The organism is Paenibacillus sp. OAE614 (assembly GCF_040546645.1).
In the GTDB taxonomy this organism is placed as follows: domain Bacteria; phylum Bacillota; class Bacilli; order Paenibacillales; family Paenibacillaceae; genus Paenibacillus_AQ; species Paenibacillus_AQ favisporus.
Map to the genome: position 1 here is coordinate 6,139,945 of NZ_JBEPOD010000001.1, position 23,478 is coordinate 6,163,422.

Below are 23,478 nucleotides of genomic sequence, written 5' to 3' on the forward strand. Positions count from 1 at the left end.
ATTTATCGCTCAGCTGACTTCCTGATCCGCACCCCGTTCAGACGTCGTCCTCTCTTCCCCGCCGGGCGGGAGAATCGGATGACGGATCGTAATTTTGGTTCCCTTGCCTTCCTGGGTCTCGATCCGCAGCTGGTAATCAGCGCCAAAATAAATTTTTAGCCGTTCGTTCACATTGCGCAGTCCGACGCCGGATCTGCCCGCCATTTTTCGATTGCCGGCCGTATCGTTCAACTCCTTCAGCACCTCTTCCGGAATTCCCTTGCCGTTATCGCTAATATCGATGACCAGATCCTGCTCTTCCACGCGGCCGGAGAGGATGACCTTGCCCTTCTCGAAATTGCCGCGGATGCTGTGCTGGATGGCATTCTCGACCAAAGGCTGCAGCAGCAGGCGCATGAATGTCATATCCAGCATCTCTTCGTCAAAAAAATACAGCACGCGCAGCGGCATGCCGATGCGTGCCTGCTCGATCTGAACGTAGGCCTTCACCTGCTCGACTTCGCGTCCGACGGTCGTAATGTCTTTGCCTTGGTTCAAGCTGAGCCGCAGCAAATTCCCGAGCGCCGATACCATCTCCCCGATGTCGTTGCGCCCGTGGTTTTCCGCTTTCCAGCGGATCGATTCCAGCGTGTTGTAGAGAAAATGCGGGTTGATCTGGTGACTGAGCACCTGAAATTCCAGCTCCCTTTTCGTTCGCTCGGCTCGCGTAGACTGCAGGATGAGATCTTCGATTTTCCGGACGATGCTGCCAAAGCCGCGGTACAGCCAGCCGATCTCGTCCTTGCGGTTCTGATGCGGAATAAGCATGCTGAAATCCCCTTCCTCCAGCTTGCGCATCAGCCGGACCAACTGGAAGACCGGCTGGGTAAAATTCCGTGTGAGATAGATGACCACCCCAACGGCACAGAGCATATAAGCGATCAGAAAAAAGATCAGCAGTCTCTGCATCGCCGTAATAGGCTCCGTCAAAGCGTGCATCGGCGTCAGACTGACGATCGTCCAGGGCAGGCTGTCCATGCGGACAAAGGCGATCAAATTTTTCTCGTCATAAATGGACAGCGTCTCAACGCCCTCCTTGCGGACATTCCGCATCGCCAGTAATTTGGGGGACGGCAGCTGCTCTCCGGTCCACTCGCTTCCCGCCGAATCGTATACAATTTTCCCCGTTTCGTCGACGATCAGGAATTTCTGCCCCTGCAGCCGTTTGGTCGGCGAGAAGAAGCGGCTGAAATGGTTATCCGCCAGATCGGCCACCACCAGCCCCCTCGGTGTTCGATTATGCAGGCTGGTGAACGTTTTGACATAGGATAGAAGCGGACCGCGGTTCGGCCCTCCATCTACCGACAGATGCCAGATCGGGAGCGTACTGTTCGCCGCATTCTGAAACCAGTCTTCATTGCGGGTCGATGTCGTAACTTCGAGCGCCCTCAAATAGGTGGGGTAAGCCTCGGAATTCAGCGGATAGACGCGCAGCTGAAGGGCATCCATCTGCTTTTTCTTCTGGTACACGATGTTCAGGAGATCCACCGAGGCCGACACTTCATCCTGGCTGCTGGCCGGCGGCTGCTCGAGCAAATTTTGCAGCTGCTTGTCGCCGATCAGCTCGTTCATCTGGTCGTTCAATTTGGCCAAGTATGCCTCCAGATTGATCTTGGACTGCTCCAGGTAGCTCATGGAGAAGGTAGCATTGGCCTGCTGGATTCCTTCCACCGACTTGGTATGTGCGTAAGCCGAGAATAAAATGAACGGAACGATCGTAATCGCGAGAAAGATCAGTATCATCCGGTTCCGCAGCGAGGAGGCCAGCCGGAGAAAAGACCTAATCATCCAGAATCCCCTGCAGACGGCGGAATTCTTTGGGCGTAACGCCGACCAGCTTTTTGAACAGCTTCGTAAAATGGACCGGATCCTTGTACCCCACCTGATGGGAAACCTGATAAATTTTATATTTCGTGTCGCCCAGCATCTCTTTGGCCCTGGCAATCCGGACGCTCGTCAGCTCCTCGATGAAGGTGCGTCCCTTTTCCTTTTTGTACAGCTTGCTGAGCCAGATCGGCGTTACGTGAACGGCCGCGGCCACCGACTGCAGCGACAGATTTTCGGCGTAGCGGGTACGGATCATCTTTTCGGCCTCCTGAACGATCTGGCTGGAGGAAGTCGCCATTTTACGGAAGTCTCCGGCCAGGGACAGCAGCCGGCTCTCCACCTGATCCTGAAGCGACTGCAGCGTGTCGTACTGCTCCAATTGCTCCCACAGACCGATCGGGTCCTGCTCCCAGGAACGGTCGGGCCATCCGGCCGACGCGGCCGTACGATAAATTCCCATCAGCCATTTGAACAACTGCTGCTGGATATCTTTTAGATTGGGCAGCTCCCACGATTTGACCATATCCTCAAAGTCGCTCATGGATTCCGAAATGTCGGCGTCCGTTCCGTACTTCACCAGATCAAGCACCACCCCCGGCTCCCGGATCGTCAGCCTGCCGACCTCTGCGGCTCCGTCCTCAACGCTGCCGGTGAAGACCCGGTTGCCCCCACAGACCACCTTTTGCTCCAGGGACTCGGTGCAATCCACGTAGAGCTGATGCAGCTTGTTCAGCTCTTTGGGTGCGGGGCTGATCCCGATGCTGGCCTTGACCTTCACGAATTGGTTGATGCGAAGCAGGCAGGTCTCAGCGATGGTGCGGCATGAATCAAGCATCTCGGGATCGGGGCAGCCGATGACGGCCACCCACCGCTCGTGCGTATCCTTAAACAGGGCCGACGGCATGTTCAATTGCTCGGCAAGCGTATGGCTGACGACATTGCCGATGCCGAACAGGACAAGCTCCTTCTCATCCGGCATGCCCGGCCGGGCGGGAAGCGCTCTTAGATCGTCCCCTTCAATGGCCATCAGCAGCAGCGGCATCCGGCTCACCCAGTCCAGTCTCAACGACTGCAGGCGGTGGGAGATGCGGGTCTCGCGATACGGATCGTATTCGTTCTCCGCCATTTCGCGCAGCAGCTCCTCCTGAAGCTTCGGCTCCGCAAACTGCACCTGGTACGTGAGGCGGTCTTGCGTTTGCTGCTGCAGCCGTTCCCGTTCGATCGCATCCACCGCTTTACGGACGATCCGCTCCAGTTCATCCAGTTTGATCGGCTTCAGGATATAGTCCATCGCTCCAAGCTGGATCGCCTGCTTGACCAGGCTGAAATCGTCGTAACCGCTGATCAACACCGCTTTCCACAGGTAATCCGGTAAAGTATGCAGCTCCGCCAGAAACTCAAGTCCCGACATCCGGTTCATCTTGATGTCCGTCACGATCAGATTCGGCTGATGGCGACGGGCCATTTGCAGAGCCTCATCCCCATCCGAAGCCGCCATGACGGCGTTAATGCCGTATTCATTCCAGGGGACCCGCTTGCGGAGCCCCTCGCGAATTTCAAATTCATCGTCCACGATTAATACGCTGATCATAAAGGCATCCTCCCCTTGTCATGAATGTTGATGCTGTGCCGCCAGGAATTGGTCGACCTGACGCTGCACTTCCCGGATAATCGTATCCAGCCCATTATCTTTTTGCAGCATACGGTAATCCGACAGCGCCTTGGCGACATCCGGCACCATGCCGTACTCGATCGATTTGCCGTAGTCCTCATAGATCTGGTCGCGCTCTTCAAGCAGCGGGCTGATCGACTGATCGTTCAGCAGCAGTCCCTCCACGGGAGAATCCACATTCACGGGCAGCTCCGCAAAGCGGGCTTCCTCCTTCCAGAAGTCCCCCGGGTACGTCTCGGTGGGGCGCAAAAATTGCGGTTTCCACAGCGCCCACTGTCCTCCCCAGTCCATGTAGTTGCTGGTGGAAAAGTTCAGGTTATCCGGGTACTTGACCTTCCCTCCGTCCAGCTCATAGGTTTTCCCCTGAATTCCATACACGACAAGATCAAACAACCTCTCGTCCGTCTCCAGCATATCAAGAAACCGCAGCACCAGCTCCGGATGCTCAGCATTCCGGTTGATGGCCACGACATTTGCGATCGGGCTGCGGTTGACCGTTTTTTTGTCGGGGTACAACAGCGACATCTGCTGCCGGTAGCTTGCATCGGCAAAACCCGGATCGGCTGCATAGGCCCACTCGTGGGAAGTGAGCGTGAACAGCATTTTTCCGTTGCGCCATTGATCCGCAGCGTCTTCGGTATCGATCTTTGAATCGGGATTTAGAATTCCGTCCTCGTACCATGCCTTGCTCATGAAGGCGGCATCCGTGTAAAAAGGCTGATCCTCGATCGCCTGCACCTTGTAATGAGGGTCATTCAGATAAAAACCGAGGCCGTGAAAGCCCAAGTCCACCCATTCGTCCCGGACAACATATAGAGGCAGCGCCGGAATCCGGCTCAGCTTCTGATTGGGATAGGCTTTCTTCAGGTCGTGGAGAAGTGAATCGACATCCTCGGCAGTCCGTACCGATTCAGGTTCGCGGTAAATTCCTGCCTTCTCCGCCAGGTCCACCCGCCATCCGGCATAGGGCCGCTGATTCATCTTGATCGACCAAGGCAAACCGACGATATCCCCGCCAATCGTGGCAGAGGGCAGATTATGCTGCTGCCGGTAGCGGTCATATAAGTGGGGCGCGTACACCGGAAGAAGATCATTTAATCTCAAATAGGAACCCCGGGACGCCATTTGCTTAAACGAGCCTTCCGAATCGAAATTCAAGTCCCACCGGTCCCCTCCCGCTGCCATGACCAGCAATTTCCCCGAATATTCCGGCCAGGGAATGAAATTGACGGAAAATTTGACGTTCAATCCTTTGGCTTTGACGTAATCGCTCACGGCCGCCCAAACTTCATCCGTCGCCGCCTTTTTCTCGCCGCCGAAATAAAACTTCAGCGTCGCTTCCGGCTCTCCGGACGTGGCGGCCGCATCGCCGAAAAGAGAGGGACCGTCCATGCGGACATCGCCGCCGGCTGCGCAGCCCGCCAGTCCGGATACCAGCATGATGCACAGCAGACAGGCGACGAACCATCCCGGAATTCGGCAAAAGGACATGGCTACTCTTCCTTTCCGCATCTGTTTTGTAAACGTTTTCACAAAAGAGTCCAAATATATTGCACGGCTCTCTCTCCGATCTACAAAGATTAATATAAACGAAGTGCTGTCAATGGACAACGGGACGATATTAAACAATCCCGTCATATATTGGCCGGTGTTTCCGCCCACAGCAAACAGCCCCACAAAGTGGAGCGAAGGCTCTCTCTTATATCTTCAAAAAGGAAGCCGCCAGACTGATGTCCGTCCGGCAGCTTCCCTTCTCTTATTGCTTTAAGGTGGCTCTCACTTCCTGCGTCTTCTTATTCCATGTCTCCGTTTCCGGAATGATGTCATTGATATCCCGGTCGCCGAAAATAATGTCGTTCAAGATGTTGTTATAATTGTAGTCGTTCCACCCCGGCACGGTCAGGCCGGATTGGATTTTGGCGTTCTTTTGGGCGATCTTGACGGCTTCGATATTTTTGCCCTGCCAGATCGGAGCCTGATCGTAGTAGCTCGTCAGCTCGGGATCGATGACGGAAGCATTGGCTCCCTGGTCAATTTTCCACTTCTGGGCTTCCGGCGTGAATTGGAAGCTAAGCCACAGGAAAGCTTCCTCCTTATGCTTCGAACCGGACAGAAGTGCCAGCGGTCCGTAAATCGAATACCCCGGCTGGCTGACCTTGCCTTTCGGGAACGGGAGAACGTCCCAGTCGAATGTCGCTTTTTCCTTCAGGGTCGGCAGGACCCAGTCGCCGCCGATAGCGAAGGCCGTTTTTCCGTTGATGAAATCCTTCGTCACGTTGCCGCCTTCTTCCGCGGCTGCGTTGCTCTGCATCGACCCGTCCTTCGTGACCAGCTCCTGGAACCATTTCACATCGTTCATGACGTCCGGCGTGCTGAGCATGCTCTGGGTCAGGTCCTCGTTCATGTATTGATGGTTCGCCGCGTGGCCGTCGGCAATCGCTTTGGAGGACAGCAGGCGCATTTGGATTTCGGGCTGCGTCGTAATGCCGTATTCGCCGGCGCTCGGGTCGGTCACCTGCTTGGCGATGTTTCGGAAGTCGTCGTAACTCCAGTCGTTTGCCGGCATATCCACGCCGTGTTTGGCCAGCAGATCCTTGTTCACCAGCACCCACATCGGAACGTCAACCATCGGCACGGCAAGCTTCTTGTTGTTGAACATCATCGTTTCGAAGAAGCCGTCAGGGAATTTGGCGTTCTTGAAAATATCGCTCTTATCGATGTAAGGCGTCAAATCTTCGATGAGATTGTTCTGCTCGAAAGTGATCAGATCGCTGTCGATTTCGGTCACGTCGGCAGGCGTGCCCGCTGCTTCCAGCGATGCGATGATTTCCATGATCGGCTGTGAATTGGTCACCGGTACCTGCTCAATGGTGATCCAGGGGTATTTCTGATGAAACAAGTCGTACAGCTCGTCATAGGTGCCGTTCTTCCAGGAAATGAATTTGAGCGTAACCGGATCGTGCTTTTCCTCTGCTGCCGGCTGGTTTGGCGCAGGCGTGGGTGCAGGTTCATTGCCTGTTCCGGACGGTGAAGCGCTGTCATTACTGCTGCTGCACCCGGCAAGGGTGAAGGTCATGAGCATGACCATCGATAAAATGGATGACGCGATGCGTTTTCTTTTCAATCCTTATTCCTCCCCAATTTGATTTCATCGGATGCTGACGATACCCCTTTGCTCCTAAGCTATACCTGCTAGGTCGGCATTCCCCCTTTCAATGCTTTCGGCAGATCGGCATGCCAAGGCTTATTCCACGATCCCCGTCCGTTCAATGCCAGTAATGAACCAGCGCTGCAGAAACATGAAGATCACGAGCGGCGGAAGGATGATCAAGAAGGCGGCACCCATTTTGGTGCCTTCGGTCACCGGATTGCTGACCAGGTCTTTGCTGCCGAGCAGCGACGGGTTCAGCACATCCTCCAGCTGGTCCAGCCGGATGGAGAGCGGCGTGAAGCCCTTGGCCAGGAACATCGAAGGCTCATAGTACATGTTCCAGTACCAGATGAACGAGAACAGAAAGACGACCAGACAGGCCGATTGGGCAAGCGGTAGCATGATCCGGAAATACAGCCGGGCAGCGGAAGCCCCGTCCAGTTTGGCGGCCTCCTCCAGGCTGGGCGGCTGCGCCCTGAAGAACTGGCGGAAAATAAGGATAAACAGTGCTCCCTTCAGCCCCTGCCCGAAAATCGCCGGCACGAGGAAGACAAACAGCGTGTTGAGCAGGCCCAGCTTGCTGAAAATCACATACAGCGGAATAATGATCACCTGCGGCGGAATCAGAAACGTCAGCAGCACCAGCGCCGTGATCAGCCCTTTAAACGGAACGGCCAGCCGGGCGAGCGCATAGCCGGTCATCGAGCATATCAGTACCTGAACAATCGAGCAGCTCAGGGCGATGAGAGCGGTGTTCCGGAGGGCTTCCGGATACTGCAGCCCTTTGTAGGCTTTGGTCAGATTCTCCCAGGTGACGACCCGGGGAATCCATTTAACGCTGGGATCCAGCAAATCGCTGACCGTCTTCAGCATCGTGCTGATCATATAGAGCAGCGGCTGCAAGTACAGATAGGCCACGATGGACAGCAGCACATAAATGACCATTTTCGCCAGGAGACCGTCCGACAGATTTCTGCCCAGCATGACCATCTTGTACTTCTGCGCCTTACGGCTCCACAAAAAGCTCGTGGCGTAATTTCTGGCCCTTTGAACCCATGGTTCCGTATTCATGGTCTTCCTCCCTTGAGCCGCATGCTGCGGCTGAATAGTCCCGTCACGAGCGCGAGCAGGACAAAAATAAAACCGAAATAAATCCAAGCGAGCGCACTGGCGTAGCCATATCCGGTGTCGACTTTGAACATGTTGTCCTTAATGTGCTTCAGCACCGGATTCAGCGGGAAGGTGAACAGGTCGATGATGGTATAGAGCACGTTCAGGCTGATAAACGGAACGCTGGCCGGAAGCGTAATCTTCCAGAAGCTCTCCCATGGGGAAGCGCCGTCGATGCGCACCGCTTCATAAATTGACGGGGAAATCGTCTGGAAGCCAGCGATGAAGATCAGAATCTGCACGCCCGAATACCAGAGAATAAGAACGACGCGCCCAAGCACTTCCATGACCGTCTTGGCTAATTCTCCCCCGACATACTGCCGGACGACAGGCTCCAGATTGTACTGGTCCAGAAACGGTATATCGCCCGCGCCCTGCGTAAACAGTTCGGACAGCACCTGCCCCGTCGCAAAGATGACCGGGAGGAAGAACAGCGCCCTGTACACGAACCGGCCGGGGAACTGCTGGTTCAGCAGCAGGGAAATCAGCAGGGCGAAGATGACGATAATCGGCACCATCAGGATCATTTCCTGAAAGTAGGTGATCAGCTCGATCGGAAACACATTGTCCTTGAGAAAGGCATCGCGGTAATTTTGCAGACCAAGCCACGTATACTTGAATCCCCCCGGCACCACCGCGACCTTGTGCAGGGACATGAACATGGACCAGCCGATCGGAATCGCCACAAACACGCAGAACCCGATGATCCAGGGGAGCATAAACAGCAGTCCGACGCCGTAGCGCTTCAGATGATATTGGGCCGCCTTTCGTTTCAAATCCGGAACGCTGCTCATTTCCCCGCTCCTTTCTCCACGGTAAAGTCCTTGACTCCGTAATCCACGATAACCCTCGTGCCGTCCTCATAAGTGGTGGCATATTTCTGGCCGGATAGTTTTTCATGGCCGATGATCTTCATGGAATACAGCTGGCTCAATGAATCAAACTTCGCGTATTCCTCCTCGATCCGTCGTTCCCATTTATCGAAACGGCTGCTGTACAAAAAGTTCGAGGGAGTGTCCTTCAGCTTGCGGGAATCGTCATGGGTCACAAAGAACGAGGGCAGCGCCCCGTATTCGATCGCCCGCAAAAATTCGGTATCCTCATCGTCGCGAAGGTTGCCGTCCCCGAACGTGTAAGGAACGAAGCCATGCAGCACGATCGGGTAAAAGGGAACCGTCTCGTCAATCATGAAATCGTAGCTCGATTCGGACGGCAGCCCATCAATGTAATCTGTTTGGCCGAGCGCATAAGCATCCCCCTGGTTGACCGACGCGCTTCCCAGTGCCTCCCGGGTATTTTTCAGCAGCCCGTCGTAGACGGTTTTTGCATATTCCCGGGTTTGGATGCCGGAAGGCTCGTAATCGTTCAGCAGCATCTCGCCGATTCCGCTGAAATGGATGCCGTCCACGCCAAGCTTCTTCAGCCTGTCTACCGTATCTGCCGCCGTTACCGCCGTATAGGCGGGCTTGGCGATATACCAGCCGTCGTCGACATAGGCGGTCCCGTCGATCCCCCGGATGGCGTCCGTCTTGCCGGAAAAGGAGGAATGGCTGTCGACCCAGAGGAAGTCCTCGCTGAAGCTGACAGGGACGCCCCGCTCCTTCATCCCGGAAATGAACGTCTTCGCGGCCGCTTCGCCGCCAAGCGCCGGATCGATCGGAAACCGCTTCTCCATGTTGTAGTCGCCTTCATTCTGCCAGCCGTAGAAAATGGTGCGTAACGAAGCGACGCCCTTGCTCTGCAAGGTACTGACGATATCGCCCGCCTGCTCGAAGGTCGTGGCGGCCACATACCGGATTCGGCCAAAGGCCTTTTCGTAATTGCCGCCCATGATTTTCAGGTACAGCGGCACATGCTCCACCGGCTTCAGCGCCTCGGTAAAACGGCCGGTCTCCTGCAGATAGCTCCGGTAAGCTCCCGCCATACCGACATAATCCGCGTCCGCACCGTTCAGGAACCGGTATTCGACCTCCCGGTCCCGGTTCAGCCGTTCCTTCTGAACGGCCTTGCTCGGCGCGGCCAGCCGGCTCATCCGGTAAAGATATTCTTCGCGATAGATTTGACTGGAAAATACCTGGTAGAATGACGATTTGAGTCCGGGCGCCATGGCGGATACGTTGGCGGAATCTTCCCCCTTGGTCATGACGGCCAGAAAGGCATGGTCGCCCTTCTTCAATCCGAACACAGGGTAAGCGATGTCTTCCCTCCGTTCTCCGGTGCGCGTCCCATTCTCCTCATTGGTCACCTCGCTGCCGTAAACCTGATGCGAATAGCCTCGGGTAAGGCTCGCATGCTCCTGATCGAAGCGGATGAGTCCTCCAGGGCCGTCGGGAACGAACACATAACCATTCTCCTTGGCAGGTGCAGCTCCAAAATAAGGCAGAACGTCGAGCGAGAACAGCGCAGACGCTCCTTCCTCCCGAATGCCGGCCGCAGGTACCTTGACCTTGAGACCGCTGTCCGTCAGCTCATACTGCATGACAAACCCCAGCTGTTTGGCGGGAAACGAGTATTCGATTTGCAGCCCCTCCGGCTGGCGAATCATGGCCATTTTCATGCCGGCCGTCTGGTTGCTCAGCGTCTCCCTGACCGTCTGATCGGCTCCCTGTGTCCGGACATGGGTCAGAAGAAAAGGCGATTGGAGGTTGGCCAGCAGCTGTCCTTTGACTGTCTCACCGGCCAGCTCCTCCTTGGTCGGATTGCTGGTCCAGCGGTAGCCGGATGCCTTATCCAGCACGGCGATCTGGGTGTTATCGGGGCGGACGTACAGCGCATAATGTTCGTTCTCCAGCGCCAGCGCATAACCGTCAGCCCCTGCGGCCGGTTTCCAGGGATCGCCCTCATACAGGGCGGTCGGAGTCGGAAGGTTCGCGGCGATGCCCGTTTGGGAGAATCGTTCGGCTGTCGTTTGCTCCCAAGGCTTGAACACCAGCAGCAGAAGCACGATCAGAAGGGCCAGTACGATGGCGGCAGGCCATTTTGCTTGGCGGAATCGTCGTTTGGCAGCGTTAATGATAGATGTTCACCTCTTTGTAAAGCTCATAGAAAAAGTCATACAGGTTATAGGACAATCCGAAAATGATGAAGCCGAACATCCAGATCGTCAGAATTGCAAACACCGAGATAGCCGAGTTTTTCAGCGTCTCCAGGAAATCGAAGTTGTGGATCACCTGCGTCATCACGATGAACATGACGAGCAGCCATACGGTCATGATCGTGTTCAATGCATGAATGATGACCGCCTCATCCAGCGATGCGATGTTGGACAGCAGGATCGTCGGGACCGAAAAGAACACATAAGGCGACAGCGCATAGACGCTGCCCTGAATGACTTCCCGGAACCGGCCCTCCCCGTCCTTGATGCTGCAAACCAGGTAGTTGGCGATAATCCAGGTGACCCATGGCAGGGCAAACAGGCCGAGTTCCTTCATCAGATTGACTTCCGAGAGGTCGACGGGATGAAACAAAAAACCGGTGAGATAAACTCTGCACAGCTTGATGCCGATGACCAGGAGCAGCAGGGAAATCGTGACCCAGGCGGGAATCCTGGCCTCCTTGATTTTGTAGAACCCCTCGTAAGGATGAATCAGGACGTAGCCCAAATTACGGATGTACGCCAGCGGCTCCTTCCAGGATGCCGGCAGCGGACGCCTGCGCAAGAACCAGCGGATAAGACGATAGCCGAAGTAAAGGGCAAGCATCACCGCGGCCAGTCCGGCCACCAGGGCGACAAAATGGCGCTGAAGCCATTCCATCCGGATCTGCCAAAAAGCCTTCGAATAGCCGCCGGTATCGAAAGCGGCTTTCATGTAGCTCAAGGCTTCGTCATTGCGGTCCTCGTGCAAAAACACTTTGCCCAAGCCTTGAAAGGTCCAGTTGTACATATCATTGCGGGCATAGACCGCCTCCCAGTACGGCTTGCTCTCTTCGTATTTCCCGTCGGCATACAGTGCGAGCGCCTGAAGCGCGCTGCTGCCGAAAGCGGTACGGACGTATTTGTGGACCCTATTGGTACCGCTGTCGGATATCCAGATCGCATGGTCCGAGTCGATGCCGATCCCGGTCGGATAACCGAGCACGCCGTACTGCTGCGTCTCCTTATCGATGTCGCCGAACTCGAACATGGCCTCACCGCTGCGGTCATAAAGATTGATGCTCATGGAGTCGAGGTCGATATTGTACAGAAAGCCTTCCGGATCAACGGCAACGTCGACGATGCCGTGTCCGTTCACCAGCGTCTTGTTTTTAAAAGCGTCCACCCCGCCTGCATTCAGCTTGCGGATCGCTCCCTTCCCTTCCCCGCCGGCGGTGGCCGTGTACACAAATCCGTCCGGATCAATCGCCACATTCGTAATCGGCTTGGGAAGCGCGCCCTTTTCCTTGGACAGCTGCTCCTTGTTCAGCACCAGCTTCTTCAGCCAGTTCAGCATCGACTGATCCGCCTTGTTCGCACCGAAATAGCCCATGAATTCGCCTTTCGGATTCAGCCGGACCAGTCCCTGATACGAGGAGTTCAGCTGGATGTACATCACGCCGCGTCGGTCTACGACAAGCTTGACAGGGACAAAATGCTCCGAGCCGAGCAGCGGGGTATCCGGTTTCTTGTACTCCCTCTGGAAGCGACCGCTCCCGTCAAACACGGCAATCCGCTGATTTCCGGAGTCCGCCACGTACACCTCGTTGTCCGGAGTAACGTATACGCCTTCCGGTCCCGAGAGCTGACCTTTGCCTTCGGCGTCGCCGATCGTCCGGAGCAGCGTGCCGTCCGGATTCAGCACCGCAATGCAGTCCTTCTTCTTGTCGGCGATATAGACCCGGTCGTCGGCGGCGATATCGAGATCGGCCGGTTCACCGAAATCGGCGGAGATGGCCCCGGCCGGACGGTATATCGGCTGGATGCGGAACCAGGACGACTGGTTCGAGTCATAGTAGGATGTCATATATGGAGGTTTGGCCATGGCGGTACCCGGCAGGGACGTCAAGACGGCCATAAAGACTAGCAGTAATGGAAACCATTTTTTCATCGTTCCGACTTCCTTTGCTGATGACATTACTTGATACCGGAATGGACCATCGTCTCAAGCACTCTGCGCTGAAAGAGCAGGAAAATGATCAGATTCGGGATGAAAATAAGCAGCCCGGCCGCCGCCGCCATGTTCTGCCCCGCCACGTTGTTCTGCAAGCCGCTCAGCAGGCTGTTGACGTAGAAAGCGAGCGTCCGCATCGTCTCCTTTTGCATGAACAGGGTTGAAGTCTCCACGTCACCCCATACGCCCTGGAACGTCAAAATCGAGATGGTCGCGATCGCCGGGACGGACAGGGGCAGAATCATGCGCACGAAGATGCCGACATGACCCGCGCCGTCGATCCGGGCCGCCTCCATCAGATCGCTCGGAATTTGCGAGATGAAGCCGACGAGCATAAACACCGCGACGGGAGATGCCAGCGACGGCAGGATATGCCCGAGATACGTATTGTTCAGCCCGATGCCGTTGATGACGAGATATCTCGGAATGGATACCGTTTCGGGCGCGAACATCAAGGACAAGGTAATCAGCGACATGATGAGCTGTTTGAAATGGAATTGGTATTTGGCCAGAACATAAGCCGCCATCGTACTGACCACCACAACGCTGACCAGTGTCAGCGAAACGACAATTAGGCTGTTGAACAAATACCGCGTGAACGGCACCGTCGCATTGGACGCATGCAGAAAGAGCGTTTCGAAATTGTGCAGGGTCGGATGCCGGACGAAAAACCGCGGCGGAAACAGGAACAGCTCGTTTTGCGGCTTAAACGCATGGTTGAAGATGAAGACGATCGGCAGCGACATGAACAAGGCCAAGGCGGTAAAAAGCGTGATCAAAATGACCTGAAAGGGCGACGCCGTGCGGAGCCGGCGCAATTTGGGCATCATGGGCTTACAGTTCCTCCTTCGAGTTAAACATCCGGTAGGCAAACCTCATCACGAAGTAACTGAGGAGCAGCAAAATGACCGAAACCGCTGAAGCATAGCCCAGTTCGAACCGGATGAACGCGTAATCGTCGACATGGTTGATGATGAGGTGCCCCGCATACTGCGGCGTAATCGCCATCCCGGTCAGCTGGGTTGAAATGCTGCCGGCCTTCAGGGTCGAAACGATCGTCATGACGGCGCTGAACAGCATTTGCGGTTTCATGGACGGCACGGTAATGTAGAACACTTCCTGCAGCCGGTTCGATATCCCGTCAATCCGTCCAGCTTCATACAGCTCCCGGTTGACCGTCTGCAGACCCGCCAGCATCGCCAGAAATCCTACGCTGAAGCTCATCCAGAGGGATACCAGAACCATAATGTTCAGCAGGTACTTCGGATCCTGCAGCCAAGTTACCGGGGAATCGATCCAGCCCATATTCAGCAGGAAGTTGTTCAAATAGCCGACGCGATCGCCGCTGAAAGCGGCAATCCAGACGACCGTCAGCGCCACGCCGCCCGCCATCGACGGCGCATAGAACACCAGCGTGTAATAATCGCGCACCTTCATCGGCAGCTGATGAATGAGCCAGGCAAACAGGAAAGACAGCAGATACCCGCCCGGCCCGACGATCAGCGCGAACACGAACGTGTTCGGAAGCGCCTTGGTCAGAAAAATAATGTCCTGTGTAAACAGCGCGATAAAGTTGTCAAAGCCGATAAAATGCAGCTTGCTGAATCCGTCGTAGGATGTGAAGCTGAGCGTCGCAGCCATCACGACCGGAATGACGATAAAGACGAGAAAGCAGATGAGAAAAGGAGCCAGGAACGCGTAGCAGAAGGCATCCTTCTTCAAATCCAGCACAAACCGTTTCAGCTTGACCGCTGCCGGGGATGGCGGCTTCGCGGCGGGCAAAGCGGGCGTAACTTCTGGTTTCACGGCTTAGCCTCCTCCCAGTTAAAAGGTTCGGTAATCTGCGGCACGTGCAAGTTTCCTCCCGCAATGCCGAAGTTCCGCTGCCTGCGGTCCATCTCCCGCTGCAGCGACAGGCTGGCCTCTTCCAGCGATTCGCTCGCCGGCACGCCGTCAAATACTGTCTTGTTCCAGGCGAAGTCCATTTCACGGGCCAGAAAGTAGTATCCTGGGACATTGGGCAGGTTCGCCGCCCAGCGGGCCTGTTCCCGGATCGCTTTCAGGTCTTCGGACGGCCAGCTCAGCGATTTCATCGCCTCGACATTGGCCGTATTCCAGCGGTACTCGATGCCGTAGTACGACTCCATGTCCCCGGCATACCTCGACTGGACATCCGCGGAAGTCCACCATTTCAGAAACTGCCAGGCCGCATCCTTTTTGTCGCTCTTCTTCATGATCATGGCTGTGGACAGGCCCTGCGGCGACCAGCGGGCCACTTGACCGTCCGGCTGCTTGATCCCCGGCAGGGGCGCGACTTTCCAGTGCCCCGTGATCTCAGGCGCAGCCACCTGCAGCTGCACATACGTGTTGAAATCGGATATGCCGATCGGGATATCCCCGTCACGGAAATGCTGGAAGAAAGCCGGTATGTCGATCGGCAGGTTGAATTTGGTGTACAGCTGCGTCCACTGCTTGAACGCTTTTTGCCCCGAATCGCTGAACAGGCTGGACTTCAGCCCGTCGGGCGTATACGGCGATGCGCCGTTTTCGAGAAAGAGGGTGGCGAAATCCGCCTTCGGAACATTCATCGTCATGCCGTTCTCCTGCAGCGTCGGCAGGATGTCAAACACGTCGTCCCAAGTGTCCGGCGCCTTCAAGCCGAAGCTCTCGAAAATATCCGAGCGGTAAAACAGCAGCTGGAAGTTCTGCACCTCCGGCAGGCCGTAAGTGCCGCCGTTGTAGGTCAGGGCTCTCGACGCGCCCGGGATGAATCGTTTCATCACATCGGCAAATCCCGGATATGAGGACAGATCCTGAACGGCGTCCCGCATCGCATAATCGGCCGGTGTGGCCTCTGCCAGCCCGAGCGCCACGTCGGGCACGTCGCCGGCAGCATTGCCCAGAATCAGCATGTTGGGATTCGGCATGAGATTGATGTTGACCTGAATCCCCGTTTTCGGCGTGAAATCCTGGCTCACCAGCTCCCGCAGCTCATCGACGTAATCGCGGCCGCGGCCGACCCAGATCTCTAGCGCCCCGTCCTTCTTCTCCCCGTCCAGGTCGTAATCCATCGTAAAGGAACGGGCGAAGTCGGCGATGGAATACGGAATCCGGGAGAGCGCCGTAGGTTCCTTGAGGCCGGTTTTGGCATCCGGCGTCCGTACCACGAAATAATCGAGCATCAGCGGCTGCTGGGTCAGCGTGGACATCCATGTGCCGATGTTGGCCTGGATCGTAGAGAAATCGTTCACCTTGTTCGGAACGTTGTTGACGTCGGCCGTCATCTCTTCCAGCATGCTCACCGCTGAAGCGATCGCTTGCGACAGGTCTGAGCTGCCTTCATTGACGCGGTTAATGTAGTCCCGGATCAGCTTCAGGCGGCCGATCAAGGATTGAAGCGTTTTGCCCGCATTGGGGTCGTATTTATTCATATCCCAAGTGCGGCTGGCATCCAGATTGGCATCCGAGGCGCTTTTGCTGTAATTGCCGGTGATGAGCCGGATATGACGGTCGAAATCCGATATTTGCTTAAGGGTATCCTTCAACGCGATCAGAATCGGCTGCATCGTGCTTGAATCGGCTGTCATTCGCATCGTGTGGGTCCCTTTGTTCAGGTAAAACTGATAGGGCCTGCCTTCCGCATCCGCTATCGCCGATATTTCAAATTCCTTGTGATACGCCAGACCGTAATGAAGCAGCTCTTCGAACGGGACTTTTCCGTCGATTTCGATCGTCCGATAGGCTTTGAACCCCGATCTGTAGTTTTGGAAGTTTTTCAGATCGATGATGTACCAGCCGTCGGCTGGAACCTCAAAGCTCCACTCCACCCACTCGCCCGGCTGCTTCCAACGGTTCCCTCCGAGCACGTTATAGGTGATACGGCCCTTGGGATCCGGTGAAATGTACGGCTCCGACCAGCGGTCCGTCTGAATGGACAGGCTTGACTTGCGCTGGAACTGCTCGGCTTCCGTCTGCTTGAACCAGCTCTCTTGGGCCTTCATCGCAGGCTGCTGCTTGACGTATTCCGCATAGGCCGCGATCGGCTGCTGGGTCCGGAAATAAATGTCCCGGATCGCGACTGCCCCCCTCTCTCCGGTCAACCTGAGCGTGTGCTGCCCGGGCTCAAGCCGGTACAGAAGCGGCCGGGAAGAAGCCGAATAATCGCTTGCCGCCTTGTCCGTCCATTCGGGGAGTTCAATCTGCTGGGGACGGACCTGCATCCCGATTTCGTTGACTTCGTACGGATATTTCGCGTCCTTCCACATCCGCTCCAGCTCGATGCGCTCCGATTCCGCGAAGGGGTATTTTCCGTCGATCATGGCCCCGCGGATCACGGAGCTTCCGCTGCCCGGCAGCGCCTTATAGTCCAAATGGAGCTCATACCAGCCAGCCTCGGGGACCGTAAAGGTCCACTCTACCCAGCCGGATTCGTTGCTCCAGCTCAGCATGCTTCGACCGCTCTCGGCCTCCTTGGCCAGGTCCGCATCGATGGATGCCGCCTTGTAATTGACCGGATCGAGCCGAATGGACCTCTCTTCCGAAGCGGCATTGCCTTCCTGCCCCTTCATGAGCTGGGCGTAAGAAAGCTCGCCTTCCTTGCTTGCCAAATCAAGCAGGTCGGCGGGGGTGACGCTGGTGGAGTAAACCGCAGGTTCGTCTGCTGACAGCCAGCGGACGAGTCCGAACAGAAGCGCGGCAACGATCAGCAGTCTCAGGGAAATGCGCGCGAAGCGGGGCAAGATACGTTTCTTCATGCCTCACCTCTCCCCACCAATTCCTCCGTACTCTCATCGAAAAAGTGGATTTTGTGCATCTGCAAGCCTACAGAGACCACGTCTCCGGCTGCGTACGTCTGTTCAGGATCGGTACGGGCGATCATTTGATAAGAACCGATTTGCACGTAAACATAGGAATCCGCGCCGGTGGCTTCCGTCATTTGCACAAGCCCGGTAATGAAGCCGGCTTCCTCCGAGCTGCCGCGCTTCAGGATGACGTGTTCCGGCCGTACGCCCAAGATGACGTTCCGGACGGCTTTCGGGGCCCGCTCCAAATTTCTGCCAGTGGCCTCAGGTAGGAGCAGCCTCATCCGTTTGTTGGAAAAATAGTAGTCTCCGTCGTTTTTCTCGATTGTACCGTTTAGAAAGTTCATCTGGGGCGAACCGATGAATCCGGCGACAAACACATTGGCCGGTTCGTCGTACAATGCGCGCGGGGCGGCTACCTGCTGAATGACCCCGTCCTTCATCACCACGATGCGGGTGCCCATCGTCATTGCTTCGACCTGGTCGTGGGTGACATACACTGTCGTCCGCTTCAGGTCGCTCTGCAGCTTGATCAGCTCAGCCCGGGTCTGCGCGCGCAGCTTGGCATCGAGATTGGACAGCGGTTCGTCCATCAGAAACACCTGAGGCTCGCGGGCGATCGCCCTGCCGAGCGCGACCCGCTGCTTCTGGCCGCCGGACAGCTGACTTGGCTTGCGGTCCAGCAGATGGGCGATTTCCAGGATGGACGCCACCCGCTTCACGCGCACATCGATTTCATGCTTCGCCGTCTTGCGGAGCTTGAGGCCAAGCGCGATATTTTCATAAACGGACAGATTCGGATACAGGGCATAATTCTGAAAAACCATCGCGATATCGCGATCCTTCGGGGAGACGTAATTGATGAATCTGCCGTCCAAATACAGTTCGCCGCTGCTGATCTCCTCAAGCCCCGCCAGCATGCGCAGCGTCGTCGATTTGCCGCAGCCGGATGGACCGACCAGGACAAGAAATTCCCCTTCTTCAATGGACAAATGGAAGTCGTTCACGGCGGGGCGGGATTCGCCCTTGTACCGTTTGAATACATGATTAAATGTGATGCTTCCCACCGTTCTCACCTCACGCTATCTAACTGCCGTTTCTACTTCAATGGTAGCGCATTCATAACAGGGCCAAAATGAGGCGGAATTAATGTTTGCAGTCCATTTTTAACGTGTCCTGCGTTTAGAATGCGTCTGGCCCCCGAATTTACCTTAGGCTGTTATCATCGCAATCGGCTAGGACGCAAAAAAAGCCTGTGCACGATCGCTCGAAAGCGATGCTTTGCACAGGCATGTCATGCCAGTTTGTCCTAGGGCAGCAGATTATACAAGCGGTACACCAGAACCGGAATTCCCTCCTCCATTCGATCCCGGTCCTCCCGGATGCCCCTTTCCGCCCGGAACTGTCCCAAGTTTCGAACCAATGGCAGCGAGCCGGGCCTGCAAGGATGTCTTCAGTCCCCCATCCGGCAGGAGAAGCACGAAATTGGCAGCAGCATCGACGGTGCTGACTTCTCTCTTGTGCATGGCCGACTTCACACTGGCTTGGGCGGATTTCTCCAGCAGCTTCACATAATCGTCCTGCAGGAGGTACAGATTGCCGAATAATCCGGCATCCTTGCTCGTGCCGATACCTCCGTTAAACTCCATGAATCCGGACCGGCCCTCCCCGTCATTTTCGTTGACAAGGAGTGCAAGCCCAATCGGTTTATCTGCGCGGAAATCGTAGCCTGCACCGTGAAGCGCCTCAAACGGAAGGGTCAGCTCATAATGCGTCACCTTGGTTGTTTCGTCGCGGGTAACGACTGCCTGAACGGATTCCAGCGGACCCGGCGTTATCCCATCCGGAGCACGCCATCTCCATTTCTGCACGCTGCCGTCCTCGTTCAGCGCAAACCCGAGCTCGTTCACCTGGCGGCTGACCGCGCCGTCTTCCTTCGCCAGGTCGATACCGACCTGCAGGCTGTCGCCCTGCCATATATCGCCGCCTGTAAACGTTTGGCTGTGGACGTTGTCCTTGACATCTACGTTAACGTACAAGTGGGCTTCATCCCAGGTGACCTTGGAGGTGAGCCCGAGATCATCGGCGCCTCCCCAGCTTCCGCCAACGCTGTAGTAATGCTCCGGACCGGACACTTCAATGGTTGGCGTGTGGTCCGCGGTCTCGCTTCGCGATGCGAAGGACTGGGACAGCTTGACCGACGTTTCATAACGTTCCCCGTTATCCAGCGCAACCCTGAACTTCAGGGAATCGGCTGATAAGTAAGGGATGGCCACACTGCGGGTTTCGCCCTTTTTTAGATTGTCAAAACGGATCGGCTTCAGCGCTTTTTCATACATGCCGGGGCTGACCCATTCGATTTGTCCCTTCAGCGTTCCATCTCCGGCCGCATTGGTTATCGACAGCACCGTTCCTGTATTTTCCGGGTGTGAAGGATCGAAGGGCCCCTTCTCTAACTTCAGCGTCACAGGATAGAGATTGCTTCCCGACACTTTGCCCGGCGCATCGTTCTGAATTTGAAGTCCCCCGCTGGCCAGGTTGTTGGATACGACCATCTTGTCGATGCCCGGCCCGGCATACACATGGGTCGTTTGGGACTGCTGGAAATAGGAATCGTACAGTCCGATGTCACCGCCGACGGCGTTAATGCCGATGTCGCCGACTTTCGTAAAGTTGGCCTGCTGAATCCGCACCGTACCCCCGAAGATGTCGAAGGAGCGGTTCGTATCGCCCCACATCGAAGAATTGAAAAACACCGCTTTGGAGCTAAAGTTTTTGCCGACCTCAACGTAGACTTTGTCGGTCGTGCTGATCGAGACCAGCTCCGTGTTGATGAACTGGAGTCCCGCCTTGTCCGCGCCTTCCAGCACGGCTCCTTTTTTGCTTCCGTCCGTGCCGTGGCCGATCACGACGGCTTCAGGGCCCTGCCCGTCCTGTCCTTCGAAATGGATGCCGAACTTCGAACCGAAGACGAATGTGTTAAAAATGGTCTCCTGCTTCACGTTGCCGATGCGGAAAGCATCCAGATGGTCCTTCTGGTAATTCCAGACCATGTCGGAGTCCGCGCCGGTGGATGGATGGTTCGGGTAGTTGCTGCGCCCGTAATAATGCGGATTGAACTGGACGTTCCGCAAGTATCCGCCCTGCGCACCTCCGCCCAGGTAAATCCCTTCCTTCAGCGGGGAACCGGCCACGTAATCGATGTAATGCCCGCTCGTATCGTAGGATCCAAAATCGACGGCCTGATACGGATTGACCAGCGTCGTATCGATCAGGTAAACGTCCTTCCCCTGGCCTTGGACGGTCCATGGGTACGGCTTGACCGGGTTCGCTTCGGTCCATGATTGATGGTCGTAATATACGGATATTCCGCGAAGGCCCGCCGACGCTTTCAATTGGATCAACGCCGGGGAGTCCGGTTTATTTTCCCCGTAGTTCGTAAAAATGACCGTGCCGCCGCCAATCGTATGATGCGGAACATCAAAGTTGCCGCGCAATTCTACGCCGGTCGGCACGACGAGCGGCTGCTCGACCCGGTAGATCCCGGCCGGCATATACACCGTGCCGCCGCCAGCGTCACCGGCATCGCTTAGAGCCTGCTGGATCGCCTGGGAGGCATCCTCATTCCCGGTCGGATCGGCGGAGTACGGAGCATTCACCACATTAAACAATCCGCTCGTCGCCGGTTTGGGACGTGCGGCGATATCCACGGAGGGCACCTCAGGAAGGCGGTCCAGGACATACTTGTCGTCTTGGCGGATATTCAGGTCCGTCGACTGGCTGTGATTGGTTACGGACAGCTTGCCGTCATATCCCGAGTTGATGGAATTTACCGTTCCGACATTCCCTTCAAGCAGGAGATGGCGATCGGGTTTGGCGAAGCTGGAAGCCCCCAGAATCAACGATCCGCTACGGGCGACAATCGCATAGTTCTCGCTGCCGTCCCCCCAGTTTTCGAACGAGCTGTTTTCGAAGGATAAGGTGCCGCTGCCCTCGTTCAGAACCGCCTGATCGGGGTGCCCGCCAACCGTAACGCCGTTAAACTGAACAATGGAATTGAAGCCCTGCGTCGCGTAAATGGCAATCGGATGCTGCCCGGCTCCGGCTTCAAACCGGCTGTCCGAAATCAGCAGGCCGTAATTGTTGACGCCCTCAATTTTGAGCGCGACATGGCAATCCTCGACCTGGATCTTGTACAGCTGCGCATTGGCCGATTCAAGGCTGCCGGTTCTCGTCGTCATCCGCATGCCCGTCTCATATCCGGAAATATGGATGTCCGACATGTATTCCCAGTCGGAGCGGCCCATCACGATGCCCTCGGCGTGGCCCGTCATGTAATCATGCAGTTCGCCGCGTTCGGGCGATCCCGTCAGGCCCGAGCCGGACCAGAGATCCGGGGACAAATGAATCCCCTCCAGCCGTCCGATATCCGTCGTATAATCGAGAAAAATGCCTGTCTTCAGCGTGGTACCATAGAGATTTTTGACGTAATGCAGCTCGTTCCAGTCCGGTCCGATCTTGATCCCCTGGTAAGCATTGACCAGCGTGACATTCTTGACGGTCGCACTGTCGCCGGGAAGCTGTTCGATCGTCCACGGATATGGAGACAGATCGGATGCGTTTTGTTCCGGATACCAGATGGACAGGTTCGTCACGCCGCTGGAAGGCTGCAGCCTGATGAAGCTCGTGCCTGTCTCCTGTCCCTTACCGGCGTAGACGGCAAGAACGGTGCCCAGAACCTTGCCGCCCTGCGCTTCCGGATTCGCCCAATCGCCACGGAGCGTGACTCCTGTCGGGACGACAAGCTCGCTTGTCAGCCTGTACATGCCTGAAGGCACGTACACGACGCCCCCACCTTGGCTTCCCGCATCGGCCAGCGCTTCCTGGAAGGCGCGGGTATCATCCGTGCTCCCATCCCCTTTGGCACCATAATCCGTCACACTGCGGTCGGCAATGACGATATCGTCCGTCGGATATACCGTGTCATAGACCTTGGTTTCGTGGGTCCCCGACGGTTCACGGATCTGCTTCGTCACGGTCACCTTCGCCAAATACAGCTCGGGATTCTGCGCCTTCGCTCCGGCGCCGGTGACGCCGATGCGGAAATCCGCACCGTTTGTGCGGTTCTCAAAGCGCGCGTCGCTCAGCTTGAAGGTATGCGTCTTCCAGGTCCCCGAATTTTCGTACGAAAACAACGGGGCGTCCTTAAAAGCGGACTGCTTGGAATCATACTGAAGCACCATGTCCCCATTGCCTTGGTCATAATATTCGGCCGTTACCAAAACGTCCTGGTCGCTAAGATCTCCCGCGAAGTCGTCATCCACGTTGAAATAAAAATAAAGGATGTTCTCTCCAGGTTGACTCGGATCGACCTCTCGGTTGGTCTTCCAGTACGTTTTACCGTCCATTTCACCCACCTGCAGGCCTTCCTCCGGACCGTCCCCCGGACGGGCGGTTACGCCTTGTCCTTCCGGCGTTTCCCCGAGCGTAATGTATACGGAATCGGTGACCGTTACCGGGGCGGATGGCGGAAGCTGGCTGCCGCCATCTGCATCCTCGCCATCGGCGGCGGCTCTAAGTGGAGCCGGGGCCATCCAGAATAAGGAGACGACCATCACGATGACGGTCATTTGCGCGATAAAGCGCCTAAAGCTCAATCGATTGTTCACGATTATTCCTCCCATGCTTGATTTGCTTATCAAGCTGCACGAAAGCAACGCTGCTTCGCTG

General features: G+C 56.2%; 13 protein-coding genes. All 13 read right to left on the reverse strand.

Annotated elements, in window-relative coordinates; genetic code table 11:
• Positions 1–9: 9 nt before the first annotated feature.
• Positions 10–1,827, reverse strand: coding sequence for a cache domain-containing sensor histidine kinase (locus ABIE48_RS28205; protein ID WP_145026679.1), 1,818 nt, complete (start codon positions 1,825–1,827; stop codon positions 10–12).
• Positions 1,820–3,457 carry a response regulator transcription factor gene (locus ABIE48_RS28210; protein WP_192715924.1) on the reverse strand — a complete coding sequence of 546 codons (1,638 nt, stop codon included), beginning with the start codon at positions 3,455–3,457 and terminating at the stop codon, positions 1,820–1,822. The genes ABIE48_RS28205 and ABIE48_RS28210 overlap by 8 nt, the downstream gene beginning before the upstream one ends.
• Before the next feature lie 18 nt (positions 3,458–3,475).
• On the reverse strand, positions 3,476–5,029 hold the full coding sequence (locus ABIE48_RS28215; protein ID WP_192715925.1) for an extracellular solute-binding protein: 1,554 nt from the start codon (positions 5,027–5,029) through the stop codon (positions 3,476–3,478).
• A gap of 265 nt (positions 5,030–5,294) precedes the next feature.
• Entirely contained in the window at positions 5,295–6,662 is a 1,368-nt protein-coding gene (locus tag ABIE48_RS28220; protein ID WP_192715926.1) for an ABC transporter substrate-binding protein, read from the reverse strand.
• Between the two features lie 120 nt (positions 6,663–6,782).
• Complete coding sequence (locus tag ABIE48_RS28225; RefSeq protein ID WP_076172909.1) at positions 6,783–7,760, reverse strand: carbohydrate ABC transporter permease; 978 nt, start codon at positions 7,758–7,760, stop codon at positions 6,783–6,785.
• A complete protein-coding gene (locus ABIE48_RS28230) occupies positions 7,757–8,653 on the reverse strand; it encodes a carbohydrate ABC transporter permease (RefSeq protein ID WP_116234551.1) in 897 nt (298 codons plus the stop codon). The genes ABIE48_RS28225 and ABIE48_RS28230 overlap by 4 nt, the downstream gene beginning before the upstream one ends.
• The gene (locus ABIE48_RS28235; protein ID WP_192715927.1) at positions 8,650–10,803 is read right to left on the reverse strand and encodes a DUF5696 domain-containing protein; all 2,154 of its coding nucleotides are present in this window, start codon (positions 10,801–10,803) and stop codon (positions 8,650–8,652) included. Before ABIE48_RS28235 ends, ABIE48_RS28230 begins: the two co-directional genes overlap by 4 nt.
• A 64-nt stretch (positions 10,804–10,867) precedes the next feature.
• On the reverse strand, positions 10,868–12,883 hold the full coding sequence (locus ABIE48_RS28240) for a YIP1 family protein (protein WP_192715928.1): 2,016 nt from the start codon (positions 12,881–12,883) through the stop codon (positions 10,868–10,870).
• Positions 12,884–12,909: 26 nt separating this feature from the next.
• Positions 12,910–13,776 (reverse strand): carbohydrate ABC transporter permease, encoded by an 867-nt coding sequence (locus ABIE48_RS28245; protein WP_145161229.1) that lies wholly within the window; start codon positions 13,774–13,776, stop codon positions 12,910–12,912.
• Positions 13,777–13,780: 4 nt separating this feature from the next.
• Positions 13,781–14,752, reverse strand: coding sequence for a carbohydrate ABC transporter permease (locus ABIE48_RS28250; protein ID WP_354520100.1), 972 nt, complete (start codon positions 14,750–14,752; stop codon positions 13,781–13,783).
• A complete protein-coding gene (locus ABIE48_RS28255; protein WP_192715929.1) occupies positions 14,749–17,700 on the reverse strand; it encodes an extracellular solute-binding protein in 2,952 nt (983 codons plus the stop codon). The genes ABIE48_RS28250 and ABIE48_RS28255 overlap by 4 nt, the downstream gene beginning before the upstream one ends.
• The gene (locus tag ABIE48_RS28260) at positions 17,697–18,815 is read right to left on the reverse strand and encodes an ABC transporter ATP-binding protein (protein WP_192715930.1); all 1,119 of its coding nucleotides are present in this window, start codon (positions 18,813–18,815) and stop codon (positions 17,697–17,699) included. Before ABIE48_RS28260 ends, ABIE48_RS28255 begins: the two co-directional genes overlap by 4 nt.
• A 255-nt stretch (positions 18,816–19,070) precedes the next feature.
• Positions 19,071–23,417: a glycosyl hydrolase family 28-related protein gene (locus tag ABIE48_RS28265; RefSeq protein WP_354520103.1), complete on the reverse strand. Its 4,347-nt coding sequence runs from the start codon at positions 23,415–23,417 to the stop codon at positions 19,071–19,073.
• Between the last annotated feature and the right edge of the window lie 61 nt (positions 23,418–23,478).